This is a genomic window from Rhodococcus sp. Z13, assembly GCF_025837095.1.
GTDB lineage: Bacteria > Actinomycetota > Actinomycetes > Mycobacteriales > Mycobacteriaceae > Rhodococcus > Rhodococcus sacchari.
The window spans coordinates 1,231,361-1,256,005 of record NZ_CP107551.1; the positions used below are offsets into that span (position 1 = coordinate 1,231,361).

Consider the following 24,645-nt stretch of genomic DNA (forward strand, 5'->3'; position numbering starts at 1 on the left):
CGTGATCCGGCCCGGACCGACCACAGGAGGAGATCGCCGTGACCGAGTCATCGAACGCCCTCGACATCGAGATCCAGTCGGACAACGACTCCGAGGCCGACCGCCTCGAGCAGGCGATTCCCGTCTACGACGATCCTGCCGACGATCTGCCCTCGGACGTGCCGCTCGAAGCGGACCCGGCCGACACCTACGAGCAGTACCGCGAGGTCCCGGTCGACGACGACTACCCGCACGAATAGACCCCGAGGTGGCATGGGGGTGCTCGGAGGCGCATGATCGGGCGCATGACCGATTCCGCTGACGACGCCCCGCAGTCCGCGATGCTCCCCACGCCGACAGTCCGGCCCGGAGCAAACCCGTATCCGACTGCTTCGGCCATGCGCCGGGCGCTTCGGCGCGCCCGCGACGGGGTCACGCTCAATGTGGACGAGACCGCCGTGCTGCTGCAGGCGCGCGGCGCCGATCTCGAGGATCTGTGCACCTCGGCCGCCCGGGTCCGCGATGCCGGACTCGTGACCGAGGGCCGGCCGGGCACCGTCACGTACTCGCGGAAGGTGTTCGTGCCCATCACCCGGCTGTGCCGGGACCGGTGCCACTACTGCACCTTCGTCACGGTGCCGGGCAAGCTCCGCGCCGAGGGCCGCGGCATGTACCTCGAGCCGGACGAGATCCTCGAGATCGCCCGCCGGGGCGCCGAACTCGGTTGCAAGGAAGCGCTGTTCACCCTCGGTGACCGCCCGGAGGACCGCTGGCCCGAGGCGAAGCAGTGGCTCGACGAGCGCGGCTACGACTCCACCCTCGACTACGTGCGGGCCATGGCGATCCGGGTGCTCGAGGAGACCGGTCTGCTGCCCCACCTCAACCCGGGGGTCATGAGCTGGGCGGAGATCTCACGCCTGAAGCCGGTCGCGCCGTCGATGGGCATGATGCTCGAGACCACCTCCGAGCGGCTGTTCGCCGAGAAGGGGCAGTGCCACCACGGCAGCCCCGACAAGAACCCCGAGGTGCGGCTGCGGGTGCTCACCGACGCGGGGCGGCTGTCCGTGCCCTTCACCACCGGCATCCTCGTGGGCATCGGTGAGACCGTCACCGAGCGCGCCGAGTCGCTCCACGCCATCCGCAAGTCGCACAAGGCATTCGGTCACATCCAGGAAGTCATCGTCCAGAACTTCCGGGCCAAGGACGACACCGCCATGCGCGACGCCGACGACGCCGACCTCGACGAGTTCCTCGCCGCCATCGCCGTCGCCCGCCTCGTGCTCGGCCCCGGCATGCGCATCCAGGCGCCGCCGAATCTCGTCTCCCTCGACGAGTGCAAGGCCCTGCTCGCCGCCGGTGTCGACGACTGGGGCGGGGTGTCGCCGCTGACCCCCGACCACGTCAATCCCGAACGGCCCTGGCCGAATCTGGACGTCCTCGCGCAGGTCAGCGCGGAGGCGGGTTTCGAACTCACCGAACGCATCGCGGCGCAACCGAAGTACGTGCTCGCCGGGCAGCCGTGGATCGACCCGCGCATCACCGCGCACGTGCAGGCGCTGGCCGATCCGCGAACGGGCCTGGCGCGCGACGTGATCCCGTCGGGCCTGCCCTGGCAGGAACCCGACATCGACTGGGAGTCCTCGGGCCGCATCGACCTGAACTCCGAGATCGACGTGACCGGACGCAACACCGAGCACCGCTCCGACCTCGGCAGCGCCTTCGGGGACTGGGAGACCGTCCGCGAACAGGTCCTCGCCCTCGGCTCGTCGGCGCCGGTGCGGCTCGACAGCGACGTGCTGTCGGCGCTGCGCTCCGCCGAACGCGACCCGGGGGGATGCACCGACGCCGAGTACATCGCCCTCGCCAACGCCGACGGCGCCGGGCTCGAGGCGATGGTCGCGCTCGCCGACCAGCTGCGCCGCGACACCGTCGGCGACGACGTCACCTTCGTCGTCAACCGGAACATCAACTTCACCAACATCTGCTACACCGGCTGCCGGTTCTGCGCCTTCGCACAACGCAAGGGCGACGCCGACGCGTTCACCCTGTCGACGAGCGAGGTCGCCGACCGCGCCTGGGAGGCCCACGTCGCCGGCGCCACCGAGGTCTGCATGCAGGGCGGCATCGACCCCGAGCTGCCCGTCACGGGCTACGCCGATCTGGTGCGGGCCGTGAAGGAGCGCGTGCCCACCATGCACGTGCATGCCTTCTCGCCGATGGAGATCGCCAACGGTGTGGCGCGCGGCGGCACCTCCGTCCGCGACTGGCTCACCGAGCTGCGCGCGGCCGGTCTCGACACCATCCCGGGCACGGCGGCCGAGATCCTCGACGACGAGGTCCGGTGGGTGCTGACGAAGGGCAAACTGCCCACGGCCGAGTGGATCGACATCGTCACCACCGCGCACGAGGTGGGCATCCGGTCGAGCTCGACGATGATGTACGGGCACGTCGACCAGCCGCACCACTGGGTCGGTCACCTCAACGTCATCCGCGGGATCCAGGACCGCACAGGCGGTTTCACCGAGTTCGTGCTGCTGCCCTTCGTGCACCAGTCGTCGCCGCTGTACCTGGCCGGCGCCTCGCGTCCCGGCCCGACCATGCGCGACAACCGGGCCGCGCACGCGCTCGCGCGGATCATGCTGCACGGCCGGATCGCCAACATCCAGACCAGCTGGGTCAAGCTCGGCATCGCCGGGACGCAGGCCATGCTCGAGGGCGGCGCCAACGACCTCGGTGGCACGCTGATGGAGGAGACCATCTCACGGATGGCCGGTTCGCAGCACGGCTCGGAGAAGACCGTCGCCGAGCTCGTCGCGATCGCCGAGGGCATCGGCCGTCCGGCGCGGCAGCGCACCACGACCTACGCACCGGTGGAACTTCCGCTGACCGTGCGCTGACCTCGCCGAGCGTCTCCGGCCGTAGTAGGGCACCCTTACTCCGGGGTGCCTCCGGGTGTCGGGGGATACTGGAGGACCGGGGGCGTCGAGGACGCCCGGTTCGGCGAGGCCGCACAGGTCGGCGGGCTGACAGAGAGGCAGGGAGAACAGCAGTGACGTACACGATTGCGGAACCGTGCGTGGACGTGATGGACAAGGCATGCATCGAGGAATGCCCCGTCGACTGCATCTACGAGGGTGGACGCTCGCTGTACATCCACCCCGACGAGTGCGTCGACTGCGGCGCGTGCGAGCCGGTCTGCCCCGTCGAAGCGATCTTCTACGAGGACGACGTCCCGGACGAGTGGTCGGAGTACATCAAGGCGAACGTCGACTTCTTCCAGGACCTCGGATCGCCCGGCGGTGCCGCGAAGCTCGGCAAGATCGACTACGACCCGCCGTTCATCAAGAACCTCCCTCCCATGGGTGAAGAGTGACGAACGGGTCGGTGGAACTTTCGTGAGCACGCGCGTCCGCCGGTCGGTGGCGAAAAATCTGCCGGACTTCCCGTGGGATTCCCTGACCGACGCGAAGAACAAGGCAGCCGCTCATCCCGACGGAATCGTCAACCTGTCGGTGGGCACCCCCGTCGACCCCGTCGCGCCCGTCATCCGCGAAGCGCTGACGGCGGTCGCCGAGGAGCCCGGTTATCCGACCACGCACGGCACCGCCGAACTGCGGGCCGCGGCGGTGGGCGCCCTCGAACGGCGTTACGGCGTCACCGGTCTCGACCCGGCGGCGATCCTGCCGGCGATCGGCACCAAGGAGATGATCGCCTGGCTGCCGTCGCTGCTCGGTCTCGGTGCCGACGACCTCGTCGTCATCCCCGAACTGGCGTACCCCACCTACGAGGTGGGCGGACTGCTCGCCGGCGCCCGCATCATCCGCGCCGACGGCCTCACGCGCCTCGGACCCGAGGTCGCGTCGCTGGTGTTCGTGAACTCGCCGTCCAACCCGACCGGCAAGGTGCTCGGCGCCGACCACCTGCGCAAGGTCGTCGAATGGGCGCGCAGCCGCGACGCGATCGTGGTGTCCGACGAGTGCTATCTCGGCCTGACCTGGGAGGGTGAGGCCCCGTCCATCCTGCACCCGAGCGTGTGCGGCGGCGACCACACCAACCTGCTCGCGGTGCACTCGCTGTCGAAGACGTCGAATCTCGCGAGCTACCGCGCCGGTTTCGTCACCGGCGACGCCGAGCTCGTCGCGGACCTGCTCGAGGTCCGCAAGCATGCCGGGATGATGCTGCCCCTGCCGATCCAGTCGGCGATGACGGCGGCGCTGAACGACGACGAGCACGAGAACGCCCAGCGCGAGAAGTACCGCAAGCGCCGCGAGGTGCTCCTCGAGGCGGTCCGCGGGGCCGGCTTCACGGTCGACCACTCGGAGGCCGGGCTGTACCTGTGGGCCACGCGCGGCGAGGAGTGCCGGGCCACCGTCGACTGGTTCGCCGAACGCGGCATCCTCGTCGCCCCCGGCGAGTTCTACGGTCCCGGCGGGGTCCTGCACGTGCGGATCGCGCTCACCGCGACCGACGAGGCGATCGCGGCCGCGGCGGAACGGCTTCGCTGACACGTCCGGCAGGGACACGCCGGTAGATTGGCCCCGTGACTTCGTCCGGTGAGGATCCGCGCCTGTGGGTGCTCTACGTCGCCGTCGTGGGGGTCGCTGCGTTCGCCGCGGCCCCCACGACGCGAGCGGCCGCCCGGACGTTCCGGTGGCCACCACCCGCGGCCGCCGTCGTGCTGTGGGCGACGGTCACGGCCGCGTCCGTCGCGCGGCTGATCGCCCCGGACCTGCTCGACGTCCTCGACCGCAGACCGGTCCGCACCCGCGACTCGGGTGAATGGTGGCGGGTGCTCACCGCCGGTGTCGTCGAGGACGGCGGGGTGCTGCTCACCGTCGCCAATCTGGTGCTGCTGGCGATCGTCGCCGTCGCCGCCGTCCGCAGCTGGGGCTGGTACCGCGCCGTCGGCCTGTTCGTCCTCGGCCAGATCCTGTGGGGACTGTTCACGACCTTCGTCGTCCCGTCGGTCGGCGCCGGCACCACCGGCGCCACCCTCGCCCTGGCCGGGAGTCTGGCGGGCCTGTGGCCGATCGTCGGCGCGAGCCGTCCGCAGGTGATCGCGTCCGTCGCGACCTTCCTGCTCGGCGCGGTGCTCGTGGCCCTCGGCGACGCCCACGGCGTCGCGGTGCTCATCGGGATGTTGCTCGGTGCGGTGCTCGGCACCGTCCTGCCCCCGCTGCGCCCGGCACACACCGGAACCGGCGAGGACCGCCCGGCACACCCGCATCCCGAACTGCAGGCTCCGCCTCCCGGGACGCCCCGCCGCGATATGGGATCGTGACTGTCGTGTCTGCACTGCTTCGTTCGCTGAACCCGCTGGCCGTCGCACGCGGCGACGACCTGCCCGACGCGGTCCGCATCGACGGCCACAGCTTCTCCCGCAGCGGCCTGCTCGGTGCCGCCACCGCCGTCGCCGCGCGGGTCGCCCGCGCCGACCGGGTGGCCGTGCTCGCCGTCCCCACCGCGACGACCGTCGCCGCCGTCACCGGATGCCTGCTGGCCGGCACCACCGTCGTGCCGGTGCCACCCGACTCGGGCCCGGCCGAACTCGCCCACATCCTCACCGATTCGGGGGCGCAGGCGTGGCTCGGTCCCGCCCCCGAGGCGCACCCCGACGTGCCGCAGCTGCCGAGCATTCCCGTCCGCCTGCACGCCCGCGACTGGCACCACCTGCCCGAGCCGGATCCGGCCCGGCCGGCGTTCGTGCTGTACACCTCGGGCACCACCGGCGCCCCGAAGGGCGTGCTGCTGAGCCGCCGCGCGATCGCGGCCGGCATCGACGCCCTCGCCGAGGCCTGGGCCTGGACCGAACGCGACACGCTCGTCCACGGCCTGCCGCTGTTCCACGTCCACGGCCTCGTACTCGGGGTGGTCGGGGCGCTGCGGGTCGGCAGCCCGCTGATCCACACCGGCAGGCCCACCCCGCAGGCCTACGCGGAGGCGAAAGGAACGCTCTACTTCGGTGTTCCCACCGTGTGGTCGCGGATCGTCGAGGACGAGGACTCCGCCCGCGCCCTGAGCGGTGCCCGGCTGCTGGTCTCCGGCAGCGCACCGCTGCCCGTGCCCGTCTTCGAGCGGCTGCGCGACCTGACCGGCCTGACCCCGATCGAGCGCTACGGCATGAGCGAGACCATGCTGACCCTGAGCACCCGCGTCGACGGGGAACGCCGCCCCGGCTGGGTCGGCACGCCGGTCGCCGGGGTCGAGACCCGCCTGCGCGACGAGCAGGGCCGCGACGTGCCCCACGACGGCGAGAGCATCGGGGTACTGCAGGTACGGGGCCCGATGCTCTTCGACGGCTACCTGAACCGTCCCGACGCGACCGCCGCCGCGTGGACCGAGGACGGCTGGTTCGTCACCGGCGACGTCGCGGTGATCGACCCGGACGGCTTCCACCGGATCGTCGGCCGCGAGTCCACCGACCTGATCAAGTCCGGTGGGTTCCGGGTCGGGGCGGGGGAGATCGAGACCGTGCTGCTCGGACATCCGTCGGTGCGGGAGGTGGCCGTGGTGGGGCTGCCCGACGCCGATCTCGGACAGCGGATCGTCGCCTTCGTCGTGCCCGCCCCGGACGGGCCGCCCGTCGACCCGGACGAGCTGATCGACCTGGTGGCCGGGCAGTTGTCGGTGCACAAACGCCCACGTGAGGTGCGGGTCGTGGACGCCCTGCCCCGCAATGCGATGGGGAAGGTCCAGAAGAAACTGCTCGCTTGAGGATCCGATCGGCCCGCGCACGTCGCGGGCCGATTCTCGTTGCCCGGATCACAGGAACATCGGCACCAGGGGTTGCATGTGTCACACTGCGAGGCGGATTCTCTACTGCACAGTATGTAGATCTACTCTTCGATGGGGGTTCGAGGGATGTCTGTAACGGATCATGTCCGGGTGCCCGGACACGACCGCGGGGGGGAGAACGACCGGACCCCGGCGTTCGTGGTCGACGGCGAACCGGCGTCCGTGCCGCTGCGCGACCTGCCCGCGGTCGCGCGCAGGCTCGTGGCGCACTTCGCCGAGAACGTGGCGCCGTGCTCCCTCAGGCCGGGCGAATCGCTGCGCGGCGACGTCACCGAGGTGACGGTGCGCTGCCTGCGCATCGCCATCCACCTCCTCGACTCCGGGGAACTGCCCACCGACGCGGAACTCGCCGACCTGCGCAGCAGCGCCGCCCAGTGGGCCCGCGCCGGGTTCCGGCTCGAGTACATGCTCCGGATCTACCACGAAGGGATAAGGCTGGGCTGGGAACTCGTCACCGACCGCGCGCGCGAGGGCGACGTCGCATCCGTCGCCGACGCCTCCCGGCTGTGGATGGCGCTGCTCGAGAAGGTGACCGTCGCGGCGACCACCGGTTTCGTCGCCGAACTCGACGCCATCCGCCGCGAACGCGACGTCGCGTCGCAGGAACTGGTGACGGCGCTGCTCAGCGGCCAGGACGCCGCCGCCGTCGCGCAGCGTTCCGGGCTCGTGCTGGCCGACACCTACGCGGTGCTCGCCGTCGCGCTCACCCGTCACCCCGACGAACGCAATCCGCACGTGCGCCCCGAGGTCGTCGCGCGACGCACCCTGCGTCGCGTCGAGACCGAACTCGAGGCGATCTGCGAGGGCCGGCACCTGGCGATGCTCGGGCCCGAGGGCGGCACCGTGCTCCTGCCGGAAGCCCCCGGAGTCGACAACGTGGAGGAGTTCCGTACCCGCCTCGAGTCGGTGGCCGGGGTGTCCGTGACGATGGCGCTCGTCCACGCGACGGTGCCGGAGGTACCCACGGCCGCGAAGCAGTCCCACGAACTGCTCGACCTCGTGCGCCGGCTCGGACGCCCGGTGGGCACCTACGGCATGCAGGACCTCGCCCTCGAATACCAGCTGACCCGGCCCGGTCCCGCCCGACGGCATCTCGCGCGGGTCCTCGACCCGCTCGACGACTCGCCCGAGCTCGTCGAGACACTCGAGACGCACATCTCCCACGACCTGAGCCGTCAGCTCACCGCCCGCACCCTGCACGTCCACGCGAACACCGTCGACTACCGGCTCAAGCGGGTCGCGCAGCTGACGGGTTTCGATCCGACGCGGCCGTCCGGTCTGCGTCAGCTCCAGGCGGCGCTCATCGCGCGGCGGCTGGAGCAGGAGAGCCCCGAATACGCCTGAGATCGCGCCGGATTCGGCGTGGTCACCGGACCCGGCCGATACGATCGGTGTTCGGATGCACACCCGTGCCGGTCGGTCGGTCCGGGTAAGGGGGGCGAGGCATGGCGGCGGAGTCCGACGAAGCGGGACCACCGGTGACGTCCCGCGGCGCGCGGAGCCGCCGCCGACGGTGGGTCACGTTCGCGGTGGTCCTCGTGCTGGCGGCGGGCGTCACGGCCTATTTCGTCCTGCGCGACCGCGTGGAGTGCGGCTCCGTCGAGGAGTACCGCGTCGCGGTGGCCCCCGACCTGGCCCCGGTGATCGAGGAGGTCGCCGGCCGGGTGCGGTGCACCCGCTACGAGATCGTCGCGCAGGAACCCGGCGAGGTCGCCGCGCAGCTCGGCACCAGCGACGTGCCCGACCTGTGGATCCCGGCCGGCGGGTGGTGGGCGCCCTGGGCGGGCCGGACCGCCACCGGTCCCGTCCGCACCATCTCCCTGCCCGTCGCCACCACCCCCGTGGTGCTCGCCGGCGCCCCGGACGCGGTGGATCGCGCGGCCGACTGGCAGACCGCCCTGCAGGGTCCCGATCTCGTGTTCGGCAACCCGCTCCGGACCGGTGCCGCGGCGGGGGCGATCCGGGCGGTGCTGGCCGAGGCGGAGGGTGACGCCGTCGCGATGAGCACCGTGCGTCCCGTTCTGGCGCCGCTCGCCGACCGCGAGAGCATCCGCAACGAGGAACCCCCCACCGGCACCAACCTCCTGGCGGAGGTCGTCGCGGCCGGAGGTGTCGCGGTGACGACGGAACAGCAGGTCGACACCTACCGTCGCACCCACGAACGCGATCTCGAGACCGCGGTGCCGCTCACCGGCACCCTGCTGATCGACTATCCGCTGGTCGTCACCGCCCGCGACGGCCGCCACGACCCGGCGGGTGCCGCGGGGGCGTCGCTGATCGACATCCTGCACACCCCCGACGGGCTCGCGGCGCTGGCCCGGCACGGCTTCCGCGACGGCGGGGGACGTCCGTTGCCCGACGGCCGCGGGGTCGGCCCGGTGCCGATCCTCGAACTTCCCGACGAGAGCGTGGGGGAGGAGGCGATGAGCGTGTGGGCGCTCATGGCGCTGCCGGTGCGCACGATCTTCGCGGTCGACGTTTCCGCGTCGATGAACCGGACGCTGGGGGAGGAGACCCGCATCGAACTCGTCCGGCGCGCTGCGGTCGCTGCGAACGACATCCTTCCCGGCAGTGTCTCCGCCGGTCTGTGGCTCTTCGGTGGGGACGTCGGCGGCACCGCACCGGGCGGTACCCCGCAGGACGGCGACGCGCAGGCCGGCGGTCACGTCGTCGCCGCGCCGATCCGCCGGTTCGACACGATCGTCGAGGGACGCACTCACCGCGACGTGATGACCTCCCTCGTCGAAAGCATGCAGGGCACCGGCGAGGAGGAGACGGCCCTCTACGACACGATCCTCGCGGCGTTCCGGCACGTCCAGGAGACCTACGACCCGCGCGCGTCGAACAGTGTGGTCGTGGTGACCGACGGCACCGACGAGGGCTCGTCGATCACGCGGGAGGAACTGGTCGCGACCCTCGAGGCCGAGAACGATCCGGCGCGTCCGGTGCGGGTGGTGACGATCGGGCTCGGCGACGACGTGGACTCCGCCTCGCTCGAGGAGATCTCCACCGCGACCGGCGGGACGAGCTATCTGACGAGCGATCCGCTCGACATCACCGATCTGGTCGTCACGGCGCTGGCGGAGCGGACGGGCGGCTGACCCGGGCGTCCTGCCGGCGGTGCCAGACCGCGCCGATGGCGGTGATGATCAGGAACAGCACGAAGGTCGAGACGAGCTGGGCACGGGCGTCGGTGTCGGTGAGCATCAGGCAGATGAAGCCGATCAACATGGCCAGGGTGAACCAGCTCAGGTAGGGGAACAGCCACATCCGCAGGCGCAGCGTTCCTTCTTCCTCGAACTTCCGCCGCAGCCGCAGGTGGGCGACGACGATGAACAACCAGATCGCGATGAGCGCGGACCCGACGGCGTTGAGCAGGATGCCCAGGATGGTCTCGGGCAGCAGCCAGTTGAGGAGCACACTGACGAAGCCGAAGAAGACCGAGACGAGGACGGCGTTGCGCGGCACCCCGTTGCGGGAGAGTTTGCTCAGCCAGGCCGGGCCGTCGCCGCCACGGGCGAGGGAGTAGGCCATCCGCGATGTGCCGTAGACGTTGGCGTTGAACGCCGACAGCAGCGCGATCACCACGACGAGTTCCATGAAGCCGGACACGTAGGGGATACCGGCGATGTCGAGCACGGAGACGAAGGGTGAGGTCTCGCCGCTCGCCGCCGTCCACGGTAGGACCAGCACCATGATCGCGATCGACCCGAGATAGAACACCGAGATGCGCCAGACGACGCTGCGCACCGCGGTAGCGATGGACCGCTCGGGGTCCTTCGACTCGGCAGCGGCGATGGTGACGATCTCGATGCCGCCGAAGGCGAACGCCACGGCGAGCAGACCGGCCGCGATGCCGGCCAGGCCGTTCGGGGCGAAGCCGTCCCCGTCACCGAGGAAGTGCTCGGTGCCCACCGGTTCGGTACCGGGGAGCAGGCCGAAGACGAGCAGCACACCGATGACGAGGAAGCCGAGGATGACCGCGACCTTCAGAGCGGCGAACCAGAATTCGAACTCACCGAAGTTGGCGACCCGCGTCAGGTTGATCACCGCGAAGACGGTGACGAACACCAGCGCGACGACCCATTGGGGTACCGAGGGGATCCACGACTGCACGATGCCCGCGGCGCCGGTGATCTCGACGCCCAGGACCATGATGAGCATGAACCAGTAGAGCCAGCCCATCGAGAAGCCGGCCCACCGGCCGATGCCGATGCGGGCGTAGTGCGAGAACGACCCGCTGACCGGCAGTGCGGCGCCCATCTCGCCGAGCATCCGCATCACGAAGATGATCATGATGCCGGCGATGACGTACGAGACGAGGATCGCCGGTCCGGCTGCGGAGATGCCCACCCCGGAGCCGAGGAAGAGCCCGGCGCCGATGGCGGAACCGAGGCCCATCATCGTCAGGTGGCGGACCTTCAGGCCGCTCCCGAGGTTCTCGGTTCCGGTCGTGGGCTGCCGGGCTTCGGTCACAGGCTCCTCGGTTCCGCAGTATCAGTCGTTGGCGTGCAGTGCCGCGTTCAGTTCGACACCGCTGCCCTTGTTCGGGACGACCTCGACCGCTCCGCTCACGGAGTTGCGGCGCAGAAGCAGGTTGGACGCGCCGCTGAGGGTCTTGGCCTTGACAACCGTACCGTCCGGTCCGGTCACCTTGGTACCGGCGGTCACGTACAGCCCGGCCTCGACGATGCAGTCGTCACCGAGCGAGATGCCCACACCGGCGTTCGCGCCGAGCAGGCACCGCTTGCCGATGGAAATGACCTCCTTGCCGCCACCGGACAGCGTGCCCATGATCGAGGCGCCACCGCCGATGTCGGAGCCGTCGTCGACGACGACACCCGCGGAGATGCGGCCCTCGACCATCGAGTTGCCCAGCGTGCCGGCGTTGAAGTTGACGAAGCCCTCGTGCATGACCGTGGTGCCGGACGCGAGGTGCGCGCCGAGACGGACACGGTCGGCGTCGGCGATGCGGACACCCGACGGGACGACGTAGTCGACCATCCGCGGGAACTTGTCGACGCCGAAGACGGTCACCGGGCCGCGGATGCGCAGGCGCGACCGCACGGTCTCGAAGTTGTCGACCGCGCACGGGCCGTAGTTGGTCCACACGACGTTGGCGAGCAGACCGAAGATGCCGTCGAGGTTCAGGCCGTGCGGGCGGACGAGACGGTGCGACAGCAGGTGCAGACGCAGATAGGCGTCGTGGGTGTCGACCGGGGGCTGCGACAGGTCGGCGATGGTGGTGCGCACGACCACCTGGTGGACCTCGCGGGCCTCGTCGTGTCCGGCGAGGAGAGCCAGATCCGACGGGATGTCGGTGCCCTCGAGCCGCGTCGTGCCGGTCTCGGACTGGTCGCCGAGGGCCGGGCCGGGGTACCACGTGTCGAGGACGGTGCCGTCCTCCGTGATGTTCGCGATGCCTACTGCTGCTGCTCCGTGTGCACTCACGGGTGTGAAGCGTACGCGAGGCACCCGTCGGGCTGTGGACGCCCTGGGAAAATCGTGCGGCGCCCCGGGGCGACCCGCACGTTTCGTATCGTTCAGGTATGCCGCTGCCCCAGTTGGACCTGCACGCCGACCCCATCGACCTCACCGCCGCCCTCGTGGACGTCCCGAGCGTGTCGCAGGACGAGACCCTCATCGCCGATGCGGTCGAGACCGCCCTGCGGGAACAGACGCAGGGCTTCGAGATCGTCCGCAACGGCAACTGCGTGCTGGCCCGCACCAACCGCGGGCTCGGCAGCAGGGTGATGCTCGCCGGGCACATCGACACGGTGCCCATCGCCGACAACGTGCCCTCCCGCCGCGAGGGGAACCTGCTGTTCGGCTGCGGCGCCTCCGACATGAAGGCCGGCGACGCGGTGTTCCTGCACCTCGCCGCGACCGTCACCGATCCCGCGCACGACCTGACCATCGTCATGTACGACTGCGAGGAGATCGCCGCCTCCTACAACGGTCTCGGGCGGATCGAGACCGAACTGCGCGACTGGCTCGACGCCGACGTCGCGATCCTGGGCGAACCCACCGGCGGTGAGATCGAGGCCGGATGCCAGGGCACGCTGCGGGTGCGGATCACCACCGAGGGTGTGCGGGCGCACTCGGCCCGGTCCTGGCTCGGCGACAACGCCATCCACAAGCTCGCCCCGGTCCTCGACCGGCTCGCCCGCTACGAGGCGCGCTCGGTGGACATCGACGGCTGCGTCTACCGCGAGGGCCTGTCTGCGGTGCGCATCGAGGGTGGCATCGCCGGCAACGTCGTGCCCGACTCGGCCGCACTCGACGTGAACTTCCGGTTCGCCCCGGACCGCACCCCCGACGACGCCCTCACCCACGTCCGGGAGGTCTTCGACGGCCTGCCGATCTCGATGGAGCTCACCGACATGTCGCCGGGGGCACTGCCCGGACTGTCGCACCCGGCGGCGGCCGCGCTGGTGGAGGCCGCGGGCGGGCGGTTCCGCGCCAAGTACGGCTGGACCGACGTGTCGCGCTTCGCCGCGCTGGGCATTCCCGCCGTCAACTACGGGCCGGGCGATCCGAACCTCGCCCACAAGCGCGACGAACACGTCGAGGTGGAGCGCATCACCGAGGTGACCGCGGTGCTGCGCCGCTATCTCACCCGATAGCCTGACCGGCATGTCCGGCGACAACTCCTCCGAAGACGGTCGATCCTCCGAACAACCTTCGCGGCGGACCCGCGAGATCGTGCACCGCGGTCCCGTGCAGCTGCGCGGGGAGCGGGCCCGCGAGGTCACCACCATGGACCAGCGGCTGCTGGACCGCCGGGGTCCGTCCGACTGGGTGCACACCGACCCCTGGCGGGTGCTGCGCATCCAGAGCGAGTTCGTCGAGGGGTTCGGTGCCCTCGCCGAGGTGCCGCGGGCGGTCGCGGTGTTCGGGTCCGCCCGCACCCCGGAGGGACACGAGGAGTACGAGCTCGGGCGCCGGCTCGGCGAGGCCCTGGTCGAGGCCGGCTACGCGGTCGTCACCGGTGGTGGCCCGGGCGCGATGGAGGCGGCCAACCGGGGTGCGAACGAGGCCGGCGGGTTCTCGATCGGCCTGGGGATCGAGCTGCCCTTCGAGCAGGGCATCAACGAGTGGGTCGATCTCGGTCTCAACTTCCGGTACTTCTTCGTCCGCAAGACGATGTTCGTGAAGTACTCGCAGGCGTTCGTGTGCCTGCCGGGTGGGTTCGGCACCCTCGACGAGCTGTTCGAGGCCCTCACCCTCGTCCAGACCCGCAAGATCACGCAGTTCCCGATCGTGCTGTTCGGGTCCGAGTACTGGGGCGGGCTGGTGGACTGGCTGCGCGACACCATGATCCGCGGCGGCAAGATCTCGCCGAAGGATCTGGACCTGCTGTTCGTCAGCGACAGTGTCGAGGAGACGGTGCAGATCATCCTCGACGCGCACCGCGGTGAGGACGAGGGCGCACTGTACGGGGAGGCCTCGTGGTGACCCGGCACGTGGAGAACCGGCCCGTGGTGACGCAGCCCTTCGCCGTATGCGTGTACTGCGCGTCCGGCCCGGTGGACCGGTCGTTCCTCGATCTCGCCGCCGCCGTGGGCAGTGAGATCGGCCGGCGCGGCTGGCAGCTCGTGTCCGGTGGCGGCAACGTCGGGATGATGGGGGTGGTCGCCGAGGCCGCCCGCGCCGCCGGTGCCCGCACCGTCGGTGTGATCCCGAAGGCGCTCGTGCACCGGGAGGTCGCCGACGTCGACGCGGACGAACTCGTCGTCACCGAGACGATGCGCGAACGCAAGCGGATCATGGAGGACCGTTCGCAGGCCTTCCTCACGCTGCCCGGCGGGATCGGGACGCTCGAGGAGCTGTTCGAAACGTGGACGGCCGGGTATCTCGGTATGCATGACAAGCCGGTCGTGCTCCTCGATCCCTCGGGACACTTCGACGGCCTGCTCACCTGGCTCGGGTCGATGGTCGACACCGGGTTCGTGGCGCGGCGGGCGCTCGACACACTTCAGGTCGCCACCGACCTCGGTGACGCGCTCGACCGGTGCGCCGCGCCGTACGCCGCGGTCTGACGGTTCCGCTCGGGCCCACTCTTATCTACTCTTCGGTAAGTTCGGGGGAACGCCGCGGAGCGCTCACCCGAGCGCCCCGCCCGTCCCCGATGCAGCCGTGAGGATCCCGTAGTGACCACTCCAGCTTCCACCGACCGCGCCCCGGTCGTCTCCCTGCCCGGACTCGTCTCGAAGCTCCCCGGGATGGCCGTCGACCTGCCCATCGTCCTGCGCGGGGCAGCCGGGATGGCCCGCCGCCCGCAGGCCCGCGAGAGCATCGGCACGGTCTTCCAGAAGCTCGCCGAACGTCAGCCCGAGCATCCCTTCCTGCGGTTCGAGGGCAGGACCATCACCTACGGCGAGGCCGAGGAGCGGGTCAACCGGTACGCCTCGGTGCTCACCGACCACGGGGTCCGCACCGGCGACGTCGTCGGCATCCTCATGGGCAACCGGCCCGAGACGCTGCTGCTGGCCCTGGCCACCGTCAAGCTCGGCGCCGCCGCCGGGATGCTCAACATCAACCAGCGCGGCGAGGTGCTCGAGCACAGCCTGTCGCTGCTCGACAGCGCCGTGCTGGTGGTGGGGGAGGAGTGCGAGGCGGCCGTCGACTCGCTCGGCGGTGCCCCGCAGGCCCGCACCGTGCTACGCAGCACCGAACTCGACGAGCTCGCCGCCGACGCCGACGCGGCACCCCCGGCCGTCACCGAGCAGCTGAAGGCCTCCGAGACCGCCTACTACATCTTCACCTCGGGCACCACGGGCCTGCCCAAGGCCAGCCGGATGACGCACTTCCGCTGGCTGAAGTCGATGTCGGGACTCGGCAGCCTCGGGGTGCGCCTGCGCCGCAGCGACACCCTGTACTGCTGCCTGCCGCTCTATCACAACAACGCCCTGACGGTCGCGCTGTCGTCGGTGCTCGCCGCCGGCGCCACCTTCGCCCTCGGCAGGAAGTTCTCGGCATCGAACTTCTGGGACGACGCCGAGCGCAACGGTGCGACGTCCTTCATCTACATCGGCGAGATCTGCCGCTACCTGCTCAACCAGCCGCCGCGCCCCGACGACCGCGACCACGGCATCCGGCTCGCCGTCGGCAACGGCCTGCGCGCGGAGATCTGGGACGAGTTCGTCGACCGCTTCGGCATCGGCCGTGTCGCCGAGTTCTACGGCGCCAGCGAATGCAACATCGCCTTCATCAACGCCCTCGACCAGAAGCGCACCGCGGGGATCTGCCCGCTGCCCTACGCCGTCGTGGAGTACGACCCCGAGACCGGGCAGCCCCGGCGCGGCGACGACGGGCGGCTGCGCAAGGTGGGGCGCGGCGAGGTCGGTCTGCTGCTGGCCAAGGTCACCTCCCGGGCGCCCTTCGACGGGTACACCGACCCCGAGGCCTCCGAGAAGAAACTGGTGCGCGACGCCTTCTCCGACGGCGACGTCTGGTTCGACACCGGCGACCTGGTCCGCAACCAGGGCTGGATGCACGTCGCGTTCGTCGACCGCCTGGGCGACACCTTCCGGTGGAAGGGCGAGAACGTCGCGACCACGCAGGTCGAGGGCGTGCTCTCGACGGACGGCCAGGTCGACGAGGCCGTCGTCTACGGCGTCGAGGTGCCCGGCGCCGACGGTCGCGCGGGCATGGCCGCGGTCACCCTGAAGGAGGGCACCGAACTCGACGGGGCCGCCCTCGCGCGGACCCTGCACGACGGCCTGCCCGACTACGCCGTGCCGCTGTTCGTGCGCGTGGTGAAGGAGCTCGAGTACACGACCACCTTCAAGAGCCGCAAGGTCGATCTGCGCAAGCAGGGATTCACCGAGGTCGGCGACGATCCCGTCTACGTGCTGGCGTCCCGCAAGGAGGGTTACCGGCCGATCTTCGACGGTTACGTCGACGGCGTCGCGCGGGGTGAATTGCCCGAACGCTGAGCGTGTCAGGATGGGATCCATGAGCGGCCCCGTGAGCGATGTCCACGAGCATCCCCCCGTGACCCGTCCCGGTCCGGTCCCGTCCACCCTGTGCGGGCGTCCCGTCGCCACCGACCGGGCCCTCGTCATGGCGATCGTCAACCGCACCCCCGACTCGTTCTACGACCGGGGCGCGACCTTCTCAGACGACGCCGCCCTCGAGCGGGTCGACCGGGCCGTGGCCGAGGGGGCGGACGTCGTCGACATCGGGGGAGTGAAGGCCGGTCCGGGCGACGTCGTCGACACCGCCGAGGAGATCCGCCGGGTCGTGCCGTTCGTCGCGGCGATCCGCGAGCGCTATCCCGACCTGATCATCAGCGTGGACACCTGGCGCAGCGAGGTGGCGCGCCGCGCCGTGGCCGCGGGCGCCGACCTGATCAACGACACCTGGGCCGGGGCCGACCCCGAGCTGGTCGCGGTCGCGGCGGAGCTCGGGGCGGGGCTCGTGTGCTCCCACACCGGCGGCGCGGTGCCGCGCACCCGCCCGCACCGGGTGCGCTACCGCGACGTCGTCGCCGACGTCGTGCAGGAGGTGGTCACGGCCGCCGACGCCGCCGCCCGGGCGGGCATCGCGGCCGACTCGATCCTCATCGATCCGACCCACGATTTCGGGAAGAACACCCATCACGGACTCGCCTTGTTGCGGGAGGTCGACGTTCTCGTAAAAAGTGGATGGCCTGTGCTGATGGCCCTGAGCAACAAGGACTTCGTGGGAGAGACTCTGGGTGTCGAACTCGCCGACCGGTTGGAGGGCACATTGGCAGCGACAGCACTGGCCGCGGCGGCGGGGGCGCGGATTTTCCGGGTACACGAGGTAGCGGCCACCCGGCGGGTGGTCGACATGGTCGCGGCGATCGCCGGCACCCGTCCGCCGGCGCGCACGGTGAGGGGACTGGCATGAGTGCACCGGCGCGCAACTGGACCGCGGCGAACAGCTGGGACCGCCCCAGCTGGACCGTCGAGGAACTCGAACGGGCCAAGGCGGGACGCACCGTGACGGTCGTGCTGCCGGCCCTCAACGAACAGGAGACCGTCGCGGGGGTGATCGACACGGTCCGCCCGCTCCTGGGCGGTCTCGTCGACGAACTCGTGGTACTCGACTCCGGCTCCACGGACGAGACCGTCGTGCGGGCACGCGCTGCGGGCGCCCGGGTGCTGTCCCGGGAGGAGGCGGTGCCGGGGCTCGCCCCCGTCCCGGGCAAGGGCGAGGTGCTGTGGCGGTCGCTGGCCGCCACCTCCGGCGATCTCGTCGCGTTCGTCGACTCCGATCTCATCGATCCGGATCCGGCGTTCGTCCCGAGGCTGCTGGGGCCGCTGCTGCTCTGCGAGGGCATCCACCTGGTCAAGGGCTACTACCGGCGGCCGCTGCGCACCGGGGGGTCCGAGGACTCGCACGGCGGCGGCCGGGTCACCGAACTCGTCGCGCGGCCGCTGCTGGCGGCGCTGCGACCCGAGCTGACCTGCGTGCTGCAGCCGCTCGGCGGCGAGTACGCCGGGACACGGGAGCTGCTGCAGTCGGTGCCCTTCGCTCCCGGTTACGGGGTGGAGATCGGCCTGCTGCTCGACACCTACGAGCGGTTCGGACTCGATGCGATCGCCCAGGTCAACCTGGGTGTGCGCAAGCATCGCAACCGTCCGCTCATCGAACTCGGGGCGATGAGCCGGCAGATCGTCGGGACCATGCTCGGGCGGTGCGGCATCCGCGACTCGGGGGCGCCGCTGACGCAGTTCCTCGTGGAGGGCGAGGGCTTCGTCCCGTTCGACACCACCGTCGATCTCGCCGACCGGCCGCCCATGGTGACCATCACCGGCTGAACCGGCATCCGCCCTGTCGGCGGTCCGTGCCAAGATCGGGGCATGCTCACGGTTCTGATGTACGTGCTCGTGATGGTGGGCGTCGGGGCGGTGCTGTTCTTCGTCGCGAGCGCCGTCTTCGGGCGGGGCGAGACATTGGCGCCGCTGCCGCCGGGCACCACGGTCACGGTGCTCCCGGTCACCGACGTCACCGGCACGGACATCCGCGACCTGCGGTTCCAGCAGACCCTGCGCGGTTACAAGATGAGCGAGGTCGACTGGGCGCTCGACCGGCTGGCCCGCGAGGTCGACGACCTGCGCGACCGCCTCGCCGCCGCCGAGGCCCGCGCGGCCGTTCACGAGCACCGCGTTCACGAGCCCGGCACCCGCGAACACGACGACGCGGACGTTCCCGTCACGAAGGGGGAGTCCTCGTGACCGACGACGGCCGCATCCGGTGCCCCTGGGCGGTGGACGGGCCGGGAGCGACCCTCTACCGCGACTACCACGACACCGAATGGGGGCGGCCGCTGCACGGCCGCGACGCGCTGTTCGAGCGGCTGTCCCTCGAGGCGTTCCAGTCGGGGCTGTCGTGGCTGACGATCCTGCGCAAACGCGAGGCCTTCCGCGCCGCCTTCCACGGCTTCGACGTCGAGGCGGTGGCCCGGTTCACCGACATCGACGTCGAGCGGCTGCTCGCCGACGCCGGCATCGTGCGCAACCGCAGCAAGATCGAGGCGGTGATCGCCAACGCCCGCGTGGTGCTCGAGCTGCCCGTCGATCTCGACGAGCTGCTGTGGTCGTTCGCGCCGCCGCGACGCGCGCGACGGTGGGAATCGATCGAGTCGATCCCGGCGGTCACCGAGGAGTCCACCGCCATGGCCCGCGAACTCAAGCGGCGCGGTTTCCGGTTTGTCGGTCCTACCACGGCTTATGCGCTGATGCAGGCCACCGGGATGGTCGACGACCACCTCGCCTCGTGCTGGGTCGCGGCCGAGACGGTGGGTGCGGAGAAGGCCGACGGGAAAGAGTCGGCTACGCGGTCACCGACCGAATAGGGAAGAATGGGAGGGCGCGCGTCGCCGTCACCGGCGATGCAACCACACGGTAACCCACGCGCCCGGCGGTCGGGTGCAGATTTGGAGGGAGCAGAGGATGGCGGCCATGAAGCCCCGGACCGGGGACGGTCCCCTCGAAGCAACCAAAGAGGGACGAGGAATCGTCATGAGGGTTCCACTCGAGGGCGGCGGACGTCTGGTCGTCGAGCTCACGCCGGAAGAGGCTGCGGCACTCGGCGACGAACTCAAGAGTGTCACCAGCTGATCGGCGCCTCTCAGGGCACTCCGGGCCCCGCGCTCTTCCGTGCGCGGGGCCCGGTGCCGTCCTGAGCCCCGCCCGCCCGGAGGAGACGTGATGCTCGCGGATGTGATCGACCTGCTCGCATGCCCGCACTGCGGGACCGGCCTCGATCTCGACGACCGCACCGTGGTGTGCGAGCGCGGGCACAGCTTCGACGTCGCCCGCCAGGGTTACGTCCCGCTCCTCGGCGGCGGGTCCACTCCCTTCACCGGCGACACTGCCGACATGATCGCCGCGCGCGCCGACTTCCTCGGCGCCGGTCACTACGACCCCATCCGCACCGCCGTCGCCCGCGCCTGCGCCGACACCGGCACCGGTCCCGCTCGTGTCCTCGAGGTGGGGGCGGGCACGGGTCAGTATCTGGAGACCGTCCTCGACACGCTGCCCGACGCCCGGGCCGTGGGCCTGGACGTCTCCAAACCCGCGGTGCGCCGCATCGCACGCAGTCATCCCCGGGTGGGGGCCGTCCTCGCCGACGCGTGGCAGCAGCTGCCCGTCCGTTCGGGGGCGCTCACCCACGTGCTGTCGATCTTCGCTCCGCGCAACGCCGCCGAGAGCCATCGGGTGCTCGCACCCGGTGGTGCGCTGATCGTCGTCGTCCCGACCTCCGAGCACCTGCGCGAGCTGGTGTCGCTGCCGGGCATGGTGACGGTGGACGAACGCAAGACCGAGCGGCTCTCGGCGGCGCTGTCGGGGCACTTCGAGCGGACGGCACGCGAGGACGTGCGGTTCGTCGCCCGGCTGCCGCGTCCGGCGCTCGAACACGTCGCGGGCATGGGCCCGTCCGCGCACCATCTCACCGCCGCGGACCGCGCGGCGCTGCTCGACCGGCTGCCGGATCCGTTCGAGGTGACGGTCTCGGTGACCGTCTCCACCTGGAGGCGGCGCGACTCCTGACCGTCCCGGCCGTCAGCGACCGGCGATGACGTGCTCGTAGACGGTGACGGTCTGGCGGGCGATCTGCGCCCAGGAGAACTCCGAGATCGCGCGGTCGCGTCCGGCGCGACCCCACTCGGCGGCCCGCACCGGATCCCCGGCGACCTCGTCGATCGCGGCGGCCAGGGCACGTTCGTAGGCCTGCGGATCGAAGGCGTCGTAGTGCACCAGCCGGCCGGTGACCCCGTCGCGGACGACCTCGGGGATGCCGCCGACATCGGAAGCGACGACGGCGGTTTCGCACGCCATGGCCTCGAGGTTCACGATCCCCAACGGCTCGTACACCGACGGGCACACGAACACCGTTGCCGCGGACAGAAGTTCGCGCACCGCTTCGGTGGGCAGCATCTCGCGGACCCAGTGCACGCCGTCGCGCACCGACTGGAGTTCGGCCACCGCCCGTTCGGTCTCGGCGGCGATCTCCGGGGTGTCGGGCGCGCCCGCGCACAACACGAGCTGGATGGCGGGATCGAAGTGGTGGGCCGCCGCGATCAGGTGCCCCACCCCCTTCTGCCGGGTGATGCGGCCGACGAACACGACCACGGGCCGATCCGTGTCGAGACCGATCCGCTCGACCACCGACTCGCGGCCGGGCACGGCCGGGCCGGGATGCCAGACGGCGGTGTCGATCCCGTTGCGCACCACGTGGACCCGCGCGGGATCGAGGAAGGGGTAGGCGTCGAGCACATCGAGGCGCATGCCGTCGCTCACGGCGATGACGGCGTCGGCGTAGCGCACCGCGTTGCGTTCGGACCACGACGAGATGCGGTAGCCGCCACCGAGTTGCTCGGCCTTCCACGGCCGGCGGGGCTCGAGCGAGTGCGCGGTGAGCACGTGGGGCACGTCGTAGAGTTCGGCGGCCAGGTGCCCGGCCAGGCCGGTGTACCAGGTGTGCGAGTGCACCACGTCGGCCCCGTCGGCGGCGTGCGCCATGCGCAGTTCCGCGGAGAGGGTGGTCAGCGCCGGATTCGCGCCGAGCAGAGCGGGATCGGGGGCGTGCACGATCGCCGTCTCACGCGGTGCGCCCATGCAGTGCACGTCCACCTCGATCAGCCTGCGGAGCTGCTCGGTCAGTTCGGTGACGTGGACACCGGCCCCGCCGTACACCTCCGGCGGGTACTCCCGCGTCATCATTGCCACCCGCACCGCCTCAAACTATCCGGCCGCGGCGCGTCCGGCCACCCGACCCCGGTTTCCCGGCGGGGCGTGTCTCGCCCGCGACCGCGCGGGGTGTGCCTCGCCTACGAGCGCACGAGGCGGGCGATCGCGGCCGAGGCCTCGGCGAGCTTGCGTTCGCCCTCCTCACCGCCGGACTTGGCGGCGTCGACGACGCAGTGCCGCAGGTGATCGTCGAGCAGGCCCAGCGCGAGTCCCTCGAGGGCGCTGGTCAGCGCGGATATCTGGGTGAGGACGTCGATGCAGTACTGCTCCTCGTCGACCATCCGGTGGATACCGCGGACCTGGCCTTCGATGCGCTTGATCCGGGCGAGGTACTTCTTCTTCTCGCTCAGATAGCCGTGCGGATGGGATGACTCGTTCACATCACCGATCCTATACCCCTCCCGGGTATGCGACCGGCGTGATCGGAGACGGAGATTCCGCTTCGCTGGCGGCAGGATGGGGCGGGGGATAGGTTGAGCGTGTGAGGAGCCAGCCACATGTGCTTGGAATCGTGCTCGCCGGCGGCGAGGGTAAACGCCTGTATCCGCTGACGGCGGACCGAGCCAAGCCGGCAGTACCGTTCGGGGGTGCCTACCGCCTGATCGACTTCGTTCTGAGCAATCTCGTCAACGCCGGGTACCTGCGCATCTGCGTACTCACCCAGTACAAGTCGCACTCGCTCGACCGGCACATCTCCCAGACCTGGCGACTGTCCGGTTTCACCGGCGAGTACATCACCCCGGTTCCCGCGCAGCAGCGCCTCGGTCCCCGCTGGTACACCGGCAGCGCCGACGCGATCCTGCAGTCGCTCAACCTGGTCTACGACGAGGACCCCGACTACATCGTCGTGTTCGGCGCCGACCACGTCTACCGGATGGACCCGGAGCAGATGGTGCGCCAGCACATCGAGTCCGGGGCGGGCGTGACCGTGGCCGGCATCCGGGTGCCGCGCAGCGAGGCGTTCGCCTTCGGCTGCATCGACAGCGACGAGACCGGGAAGATCACTCAGTTCCTGGAGAAGCCCGCGCATCCGCCCGGCACCCCCGACGACCCCAACGTGACGTTCGCGTCCATGGGCAACTACGTGTTCACGACCAAGGTGCTGGTCGAGGCGCTGCGGGCCGACTCCGAGAATCCCGACTCCGACCACGACATGGGCGGCGACATCATCCCCGCCCTCGTCGAGCAGGGCGTCGCGCACGTCTACGACTTCAACGACAACGTCGTCCCGGGCGCCACCGAACGCGACCGGGGCTACTGGCGCGATGTGGGGACCCTCGACGCCTTCTACGACGCGCACATGGACCTGGTGTCGGTCCACCCGATCTTCAACCTCTACAACCGGCGCTGGCCCATCCGCGGCGCCGCCGAGAACCTCCCGCCCGCCAAGTTCGTGCAGGGCGGCCTGGCGCAGGAATCCATCGTCGGCGCCGGCAGCATCCTGTCGGCCGCGACCGTCCGCAACTCGGTGCTCAGCTCCAACGTCATGGTCGACGACGGCGCGACCGTCGAGGGCAGCGTCCTCATGCCGGGGGTGCGGATCGGCAAGGGTGCGGTCGTCCGCCGCGCCATCCTCGACAAGAACGTCGTGGTGGGCGACGGTGAGATCATCGGCGTGGACCTCGAACGGGACCGTCAGCGCTTCGCCGTCAGCAACGGCGGTGTCGTCGCCATCGGCAAGGGCGTGTGGATCTGACGGTCCGGTGGACTCCGCCGGGAGGCGGGGAGATCCTCAGCTGAGGCGCACCGCGCACAGCAGGCCGTCGCCGAGCGGCAGCACCACCGGAGCCAGCCGTTCGTCCGACGAGACGGCCCGCGCCGCCTCGCGCACCGCGAGGACGGTGGCGTCGCGCGCCGAGGGGTCGGCGACGCGCCCGTCGAGGAGCGCGTTGTGCAGCACGATCACCCCTCCGGGACGCAGCAGCCGCACCCCCTCGCGGACGAAGTGCGGGTGGTCGGCCGGGGTCGCATCGACGAAGACCAGGTCGTAGCCGGCGTCGGCGAGCCGCGGCAGCACGTCGAGGGCGCGCCCGTTGATGAGCCGGGTGCGCGAGGCGACGATGCCGGCCTCCCGGAACGCGATCTTCGCCGCACGCTGGTGCTCGGGTTCGCTGTCGATCGTGGTGAGGACCCCGTCCTCGCGCATGCCGTGCAGCAGCCACAGCCCGCTCACACCCGCGCCGGTCCCGATCTCGACGACCGTCTTCGCGTCGAGCATCCGGGCGAACATCGCCAGGGCGGCACCGACGGACGGGGGAACGGGGTCCGCGCCGAGATCCTCGGCACGTTCACGCGCAGCGACGAGCTGCTCGTCTTCGACGACGACGGTCTCGGCGTGGGTCAATATGCGATCGGCGTTGGTCTGCACCCCACTGAGGCTATCCTCAGCGTTTCCGTCCTGCAGGCAGGCGCGCTCAGGGGCGTAACGGAACTTGTGTGATTTCGGGACGGGGAACCGGGTCGCAGCGGTGTTCGTCGCCCCGGTTTTCTCAGGGTCGTTTCAGGTTACTCACACGGCGACCACATCGCGACGGTGAAGACTGATCACACGTAGAAGACGATCGTCTCGGCGCGGTCCTCGGCGGAACGCTCCGGCGGAATAACTCCGGCCGGATCGGTGTTCCAGTCGATGCTCCGTCAC

24 protein-coding genes are annotated in these 24,645 nt (G+C 70.7%); 19 read left to right on the forward strand and 5 right to left on the reverse strand.

Features of this window, described 5'->3' with window-relative positions; translation table 11 throughout:
• The first annotated feature begins 38 nt into the window (after positions 1-38).
• From OED52_RS05715 to OED52_RS05750, 8 genes are all read left to right on the forward strand, one after another.
• The gene (locus OED52_RS05715) at positions 39-239 is read left to right on the forward strand and encodes a hypothetical protein (RefSeq protein ID WP_264153705.1); all 201 of its coding nucleotides are present in this window, start codon (positions 39-41) and stop codon (positions 237-239) included.
• A 45-nt stretch (positions 240-284) separates the two neighbouring features.
• Complete coding sequence (locus OED52_RS05720) at positions 285-2,876, forward strand: bifunctional FO biosynthesis protein CofGH (RefSeq protein WP_264153706.1); 2,592 nt, start codon at positions 285-287, stop codon at positions 2,874-2,876.
• Between the two features lie 152 nt (positions 2,877-3,028).
• Positions 3,029-3,352, forward strand: a complete 324-nt coding sequence (gene fdxA / locus OED52_RS05725; protein WP_264153707.1) for a ferredoxin — start codon at positions 3,029-3,031, stop codon at positions 3,350-3,352.
• Between the two features lie 22 nt (positions 3,353-3,374).
• Positions 3,375-4,484 carry a succinyldiaminopimelate transaminase gene (dapC, locus tag OED52_RS05730; protein ID WP_264153708.1) on the forward strand — a complete coding sequence of 370 codons (1,110 nt, stop codon included), beginning with the start codon at positions 3,375-3,377 and terminating at the stop codon, positions 4,482-4,484.
• Positions 4,485-4,519: 35 nt separating this feature from the next.
• The gene (locus tag OED52_RS05735) at positions 4,520-5,260 is read left to right on the forward strand and encodes a rhomboid family intramembrane serine protease (protein WP_264153709.1); all 741 of its coding nucleotides are present in this window, start codon (positions 4,520-4,522) and stop codon (positions 5,258-5,260) included.
• A gap of 5 nt (positions 5,261-5,265) precedes the next feature.
• A complete protein-coding gene (locus OED52_RS05740; RefSeq protein ID WP_264153710.1) occupies positions 5,266-6,693 on the forward strand; it encodes an acyl-CoA synthetase in 1,428 nt (475 codons plus the stop codon).
• Between the two features lie 171 nt (positions 6,694-6,864).
• Positions 6,865-8,118, forward strand: coding sequence for a PucR family transcriptional regulator (locus tag OED52_RS05745; RefSeq protein WP_264153711.1), 1,254 nt, complete (start codon positions 6,865-6,867; stop codon positions 8,116-8,118).
• Positions 8,119-8,219: 101 nt separating this feature from the next.
• Positions 8,220-9,875 (forward strand): substrate-binding and VWA domain-containing protein, encoded by a 1,656-nt coding sequence (locus OED52_RS05750; protein WP_264153712.1) that lies wholly within the window; start codon positions 8,220-8,222, stop codon positions 9,873-9,875.
• Here OED52_RS05750 and OED52_RS05755 read toward each other — a convergent pair.
• Positions 9,844-11,178 (reverse strand): amino acid permease, encoded by a 1,335-nt coding sequence (locus OED52_RS05755; RefSeq protein WP_413247747.1) that lies wholly within the window; start codon positions 11,176-11,178, stop codon positions 9,844-9,846. The two genes, OED52_RS05750 and OED52_RS05755, sit on opposite strands and share 32 nt — an antisense overlap.
• A gap of 93 nt (positions 11,179-11,271) precedes the next feature.
• A complete protein-coding gene (gene dapD, locus OED52_RS05760; protein WP_264153714.1) occupies positions 11,272-12,225 on the reverse strand; it encodes a 2,3,4,5-tetrahydropyridine-2,6-dicarboxylate N-succinyltransferase in 954 nt (317 codons plus the stop codon).
• Between the two features lie 98 nt (positions 12,226-12,323).
• Between dapD and dapE the strand changes: the two genes are divergently transcribed.
• The 10 genes from dapE (at position 12,324) to OED52_RS05810 (ending at position 20,804) form a co-directional block, all read left to right on the forward strand.
• The gene (dapE, locus tag OED52_RS05765) at positions 12,324-13,400 is read left to right on the forward strand and encodes a succinyl-diaminopimelate desuccinylase (protein ID WP_264153715.1); all 1,077 of its coding nucleotides are present in this window, start codon (positions 12,324-12,326) and stop codon (positions 13,398-13,400) included.
• A gap of 10 nt (positions 13,401-13,410) precedes the next feature.
• Positions 13,411-14,232: an LOG family protein gene (locus tag OED52_RS05770; RefSeq protein ID WP_264153716.1), complete on the forward strand. Its 822-nt coding sequence runs from the start codon at positions 13,411-13,413 to the stop codon at positions 14,230-14,232.
• A gap of 23 nt (positions 14,233-14,255) precedes the next feature.
• Positions 14,256-14,816, forward strand: a complete 561-nt coding sequence (locus OED52_RS05775; protein WP_264154596.1) for an LOG family protein — start codon at positions 14,256-14,258, stop codon at positions 14,814-14,816.
• 111 nt (positions 14,817-14,927) lie between these two features.
• A complete protein-coding gene (locus OED52_RS05780; RefSeq protein WP_264153717.1) occupies positions 14,928-16,715 on the forward strand; it encodes a long-chain-acyl-CoA synthetase in 1,788 nt (595 codons plus the stop codon).
• Between the two features lie 19 nt (positions 16,716-16,734).
• The gene (gene folP / locus OED52_RS05785) at positions 16,735-17,655 is read left to right on the forward strand and encodes a dihydropteroate synthase (protein ID WP_264153718.1); all 921 of its coding nucleotides are present in this window, start codon (positions 16,735-16,737) and stop codon (positions 17,653-17,655) included.
• Positions 17,652-18,569: a glucosyl-3-phosphoglycerate synthase gene (locus tag OED52_RS05790; RefSeq protein ID WP_264153719.1), complete on the forward strand. Its 918-nt coding sequence runs from the start codon at positions 17,652-17,654 to the stop codon at positions 18,567-18,569. The genes folP and OED52_RS05790 overlap by 4 nt, the downstream gene beginning before the upstream one ends.
• Before the next feature lie 42 nt (positions 18,570-18,611).
• The gene (locus OED52_RS05795) at positions 18,612-18,986 is read left to right on the forward strand and encodes a DivIVA domain-containing protein (protein ID WP_264153720.1); all 375 of its coding nucleotides are present in this window, start codon (positions 18,612-18,614) and stop codon (positions 18,984-18,986) included.
• Positions 18,983-19,606, forward strand: a complete 624-nt coding sequence (locus tag OED52_RS05800) for a DNA-3-methyladenine glycosylase I (protein ID WP_264153721.1) — start codon at positions 18,983-18,985, stop codon at positions 19,604-19,606. Before OED52_RS05795 ends, OED52_RS05800 begins: the two co-directional genes overlap by 4 nt.
• A gap of 97 nt (positions 19,607-19,703) precedes the next feature.
• Positions 19,704-19,871, forward strand: a complete 168-nt coding sequence (locus tag OED52_RS05805) for a DUF3117 domain-containing protein (protein ID WP_006554284.1) — start codon at positions 19,704-19,706, stop codon at positions 19,869-19,871.
• Positions 19,872-19,961: 90 nt separating this feature from the next.
• Positions 19,962-20,804, forward strand: coding sequence for a putative RNA methyltransferase (locus tag OED52_RS05810; protein ID WP_264153722.1), 843 nt, complete (start codon positions 19,962-19,964; stop codon positions 20,802-20,804).
• 12 nt (positions 20,805-20,816) lie between these two features.
• Here OED52_RS05810 and glgA read toward each other — a convergent pair whose 3' ends face one another.
• Both glgA and OED52_RS05820 read right to left on the reverse strand, forming a co-directional pair.
• Positions 20,817-21,989, reverse strand: coding sequence for a glycogen synthase (gene glgA / locus OED52_RS05815; RefSeq protein ID WP_264153723.1), 1,173 nt, complete (start codon positions 21,987-21,989; stop codon positions 20,817-20,819).
• Positions 21,990-22,084: 95 nt separating this feature from the next.
• Positions 22,085-22,384: a metal-sensitive transcriptional regulator gene (locus OED52_RS05820; RefSeq protein ID WP_264153724.1), complete on the reverse strand. Its 300-nt coding sequence runs from the start codon at positions 22,382-22,384 to the stop codon at positions 22,085-22,087.
• Positions 22,385-22,485: 101 nt separating this feature from the next.
• Between OED52_RS05820 and glgC the strand changes: the two genes are divergently transcribed.
• The gene (gene glgC / locus OED52_RS05825) at positions 22,486-23,700 is read left to right on the forward strand and encodes a glucose-1-phosphate adenylyltransferase (protein WP_264153725.1); all 1,215 of its coding nucleotides are present in this window, start codon (positions 22,486-22,488) and stop codon (positions 23,698-23,700) included.
• A gap of 36 nt (positions 23,701-23,736) precedes the next feature.
• Here glgC and OED52_RS05830 read toward each other — a convergent pair whose 3' ends face one another.
• The gene (locus OED52_RS05830) at positions 23,737-24,372 is read right to left on the reverse strand and encodes an O-methyltransferase (protein WP_264153726.1); all 636 of its coding nucleotides are present in this window, start codon (positions 24,370-24,372) and stop codon (positions 23,737-23,739) included.
• Positions 24,373-24,645: the final 273 nt, after the last annotated feature.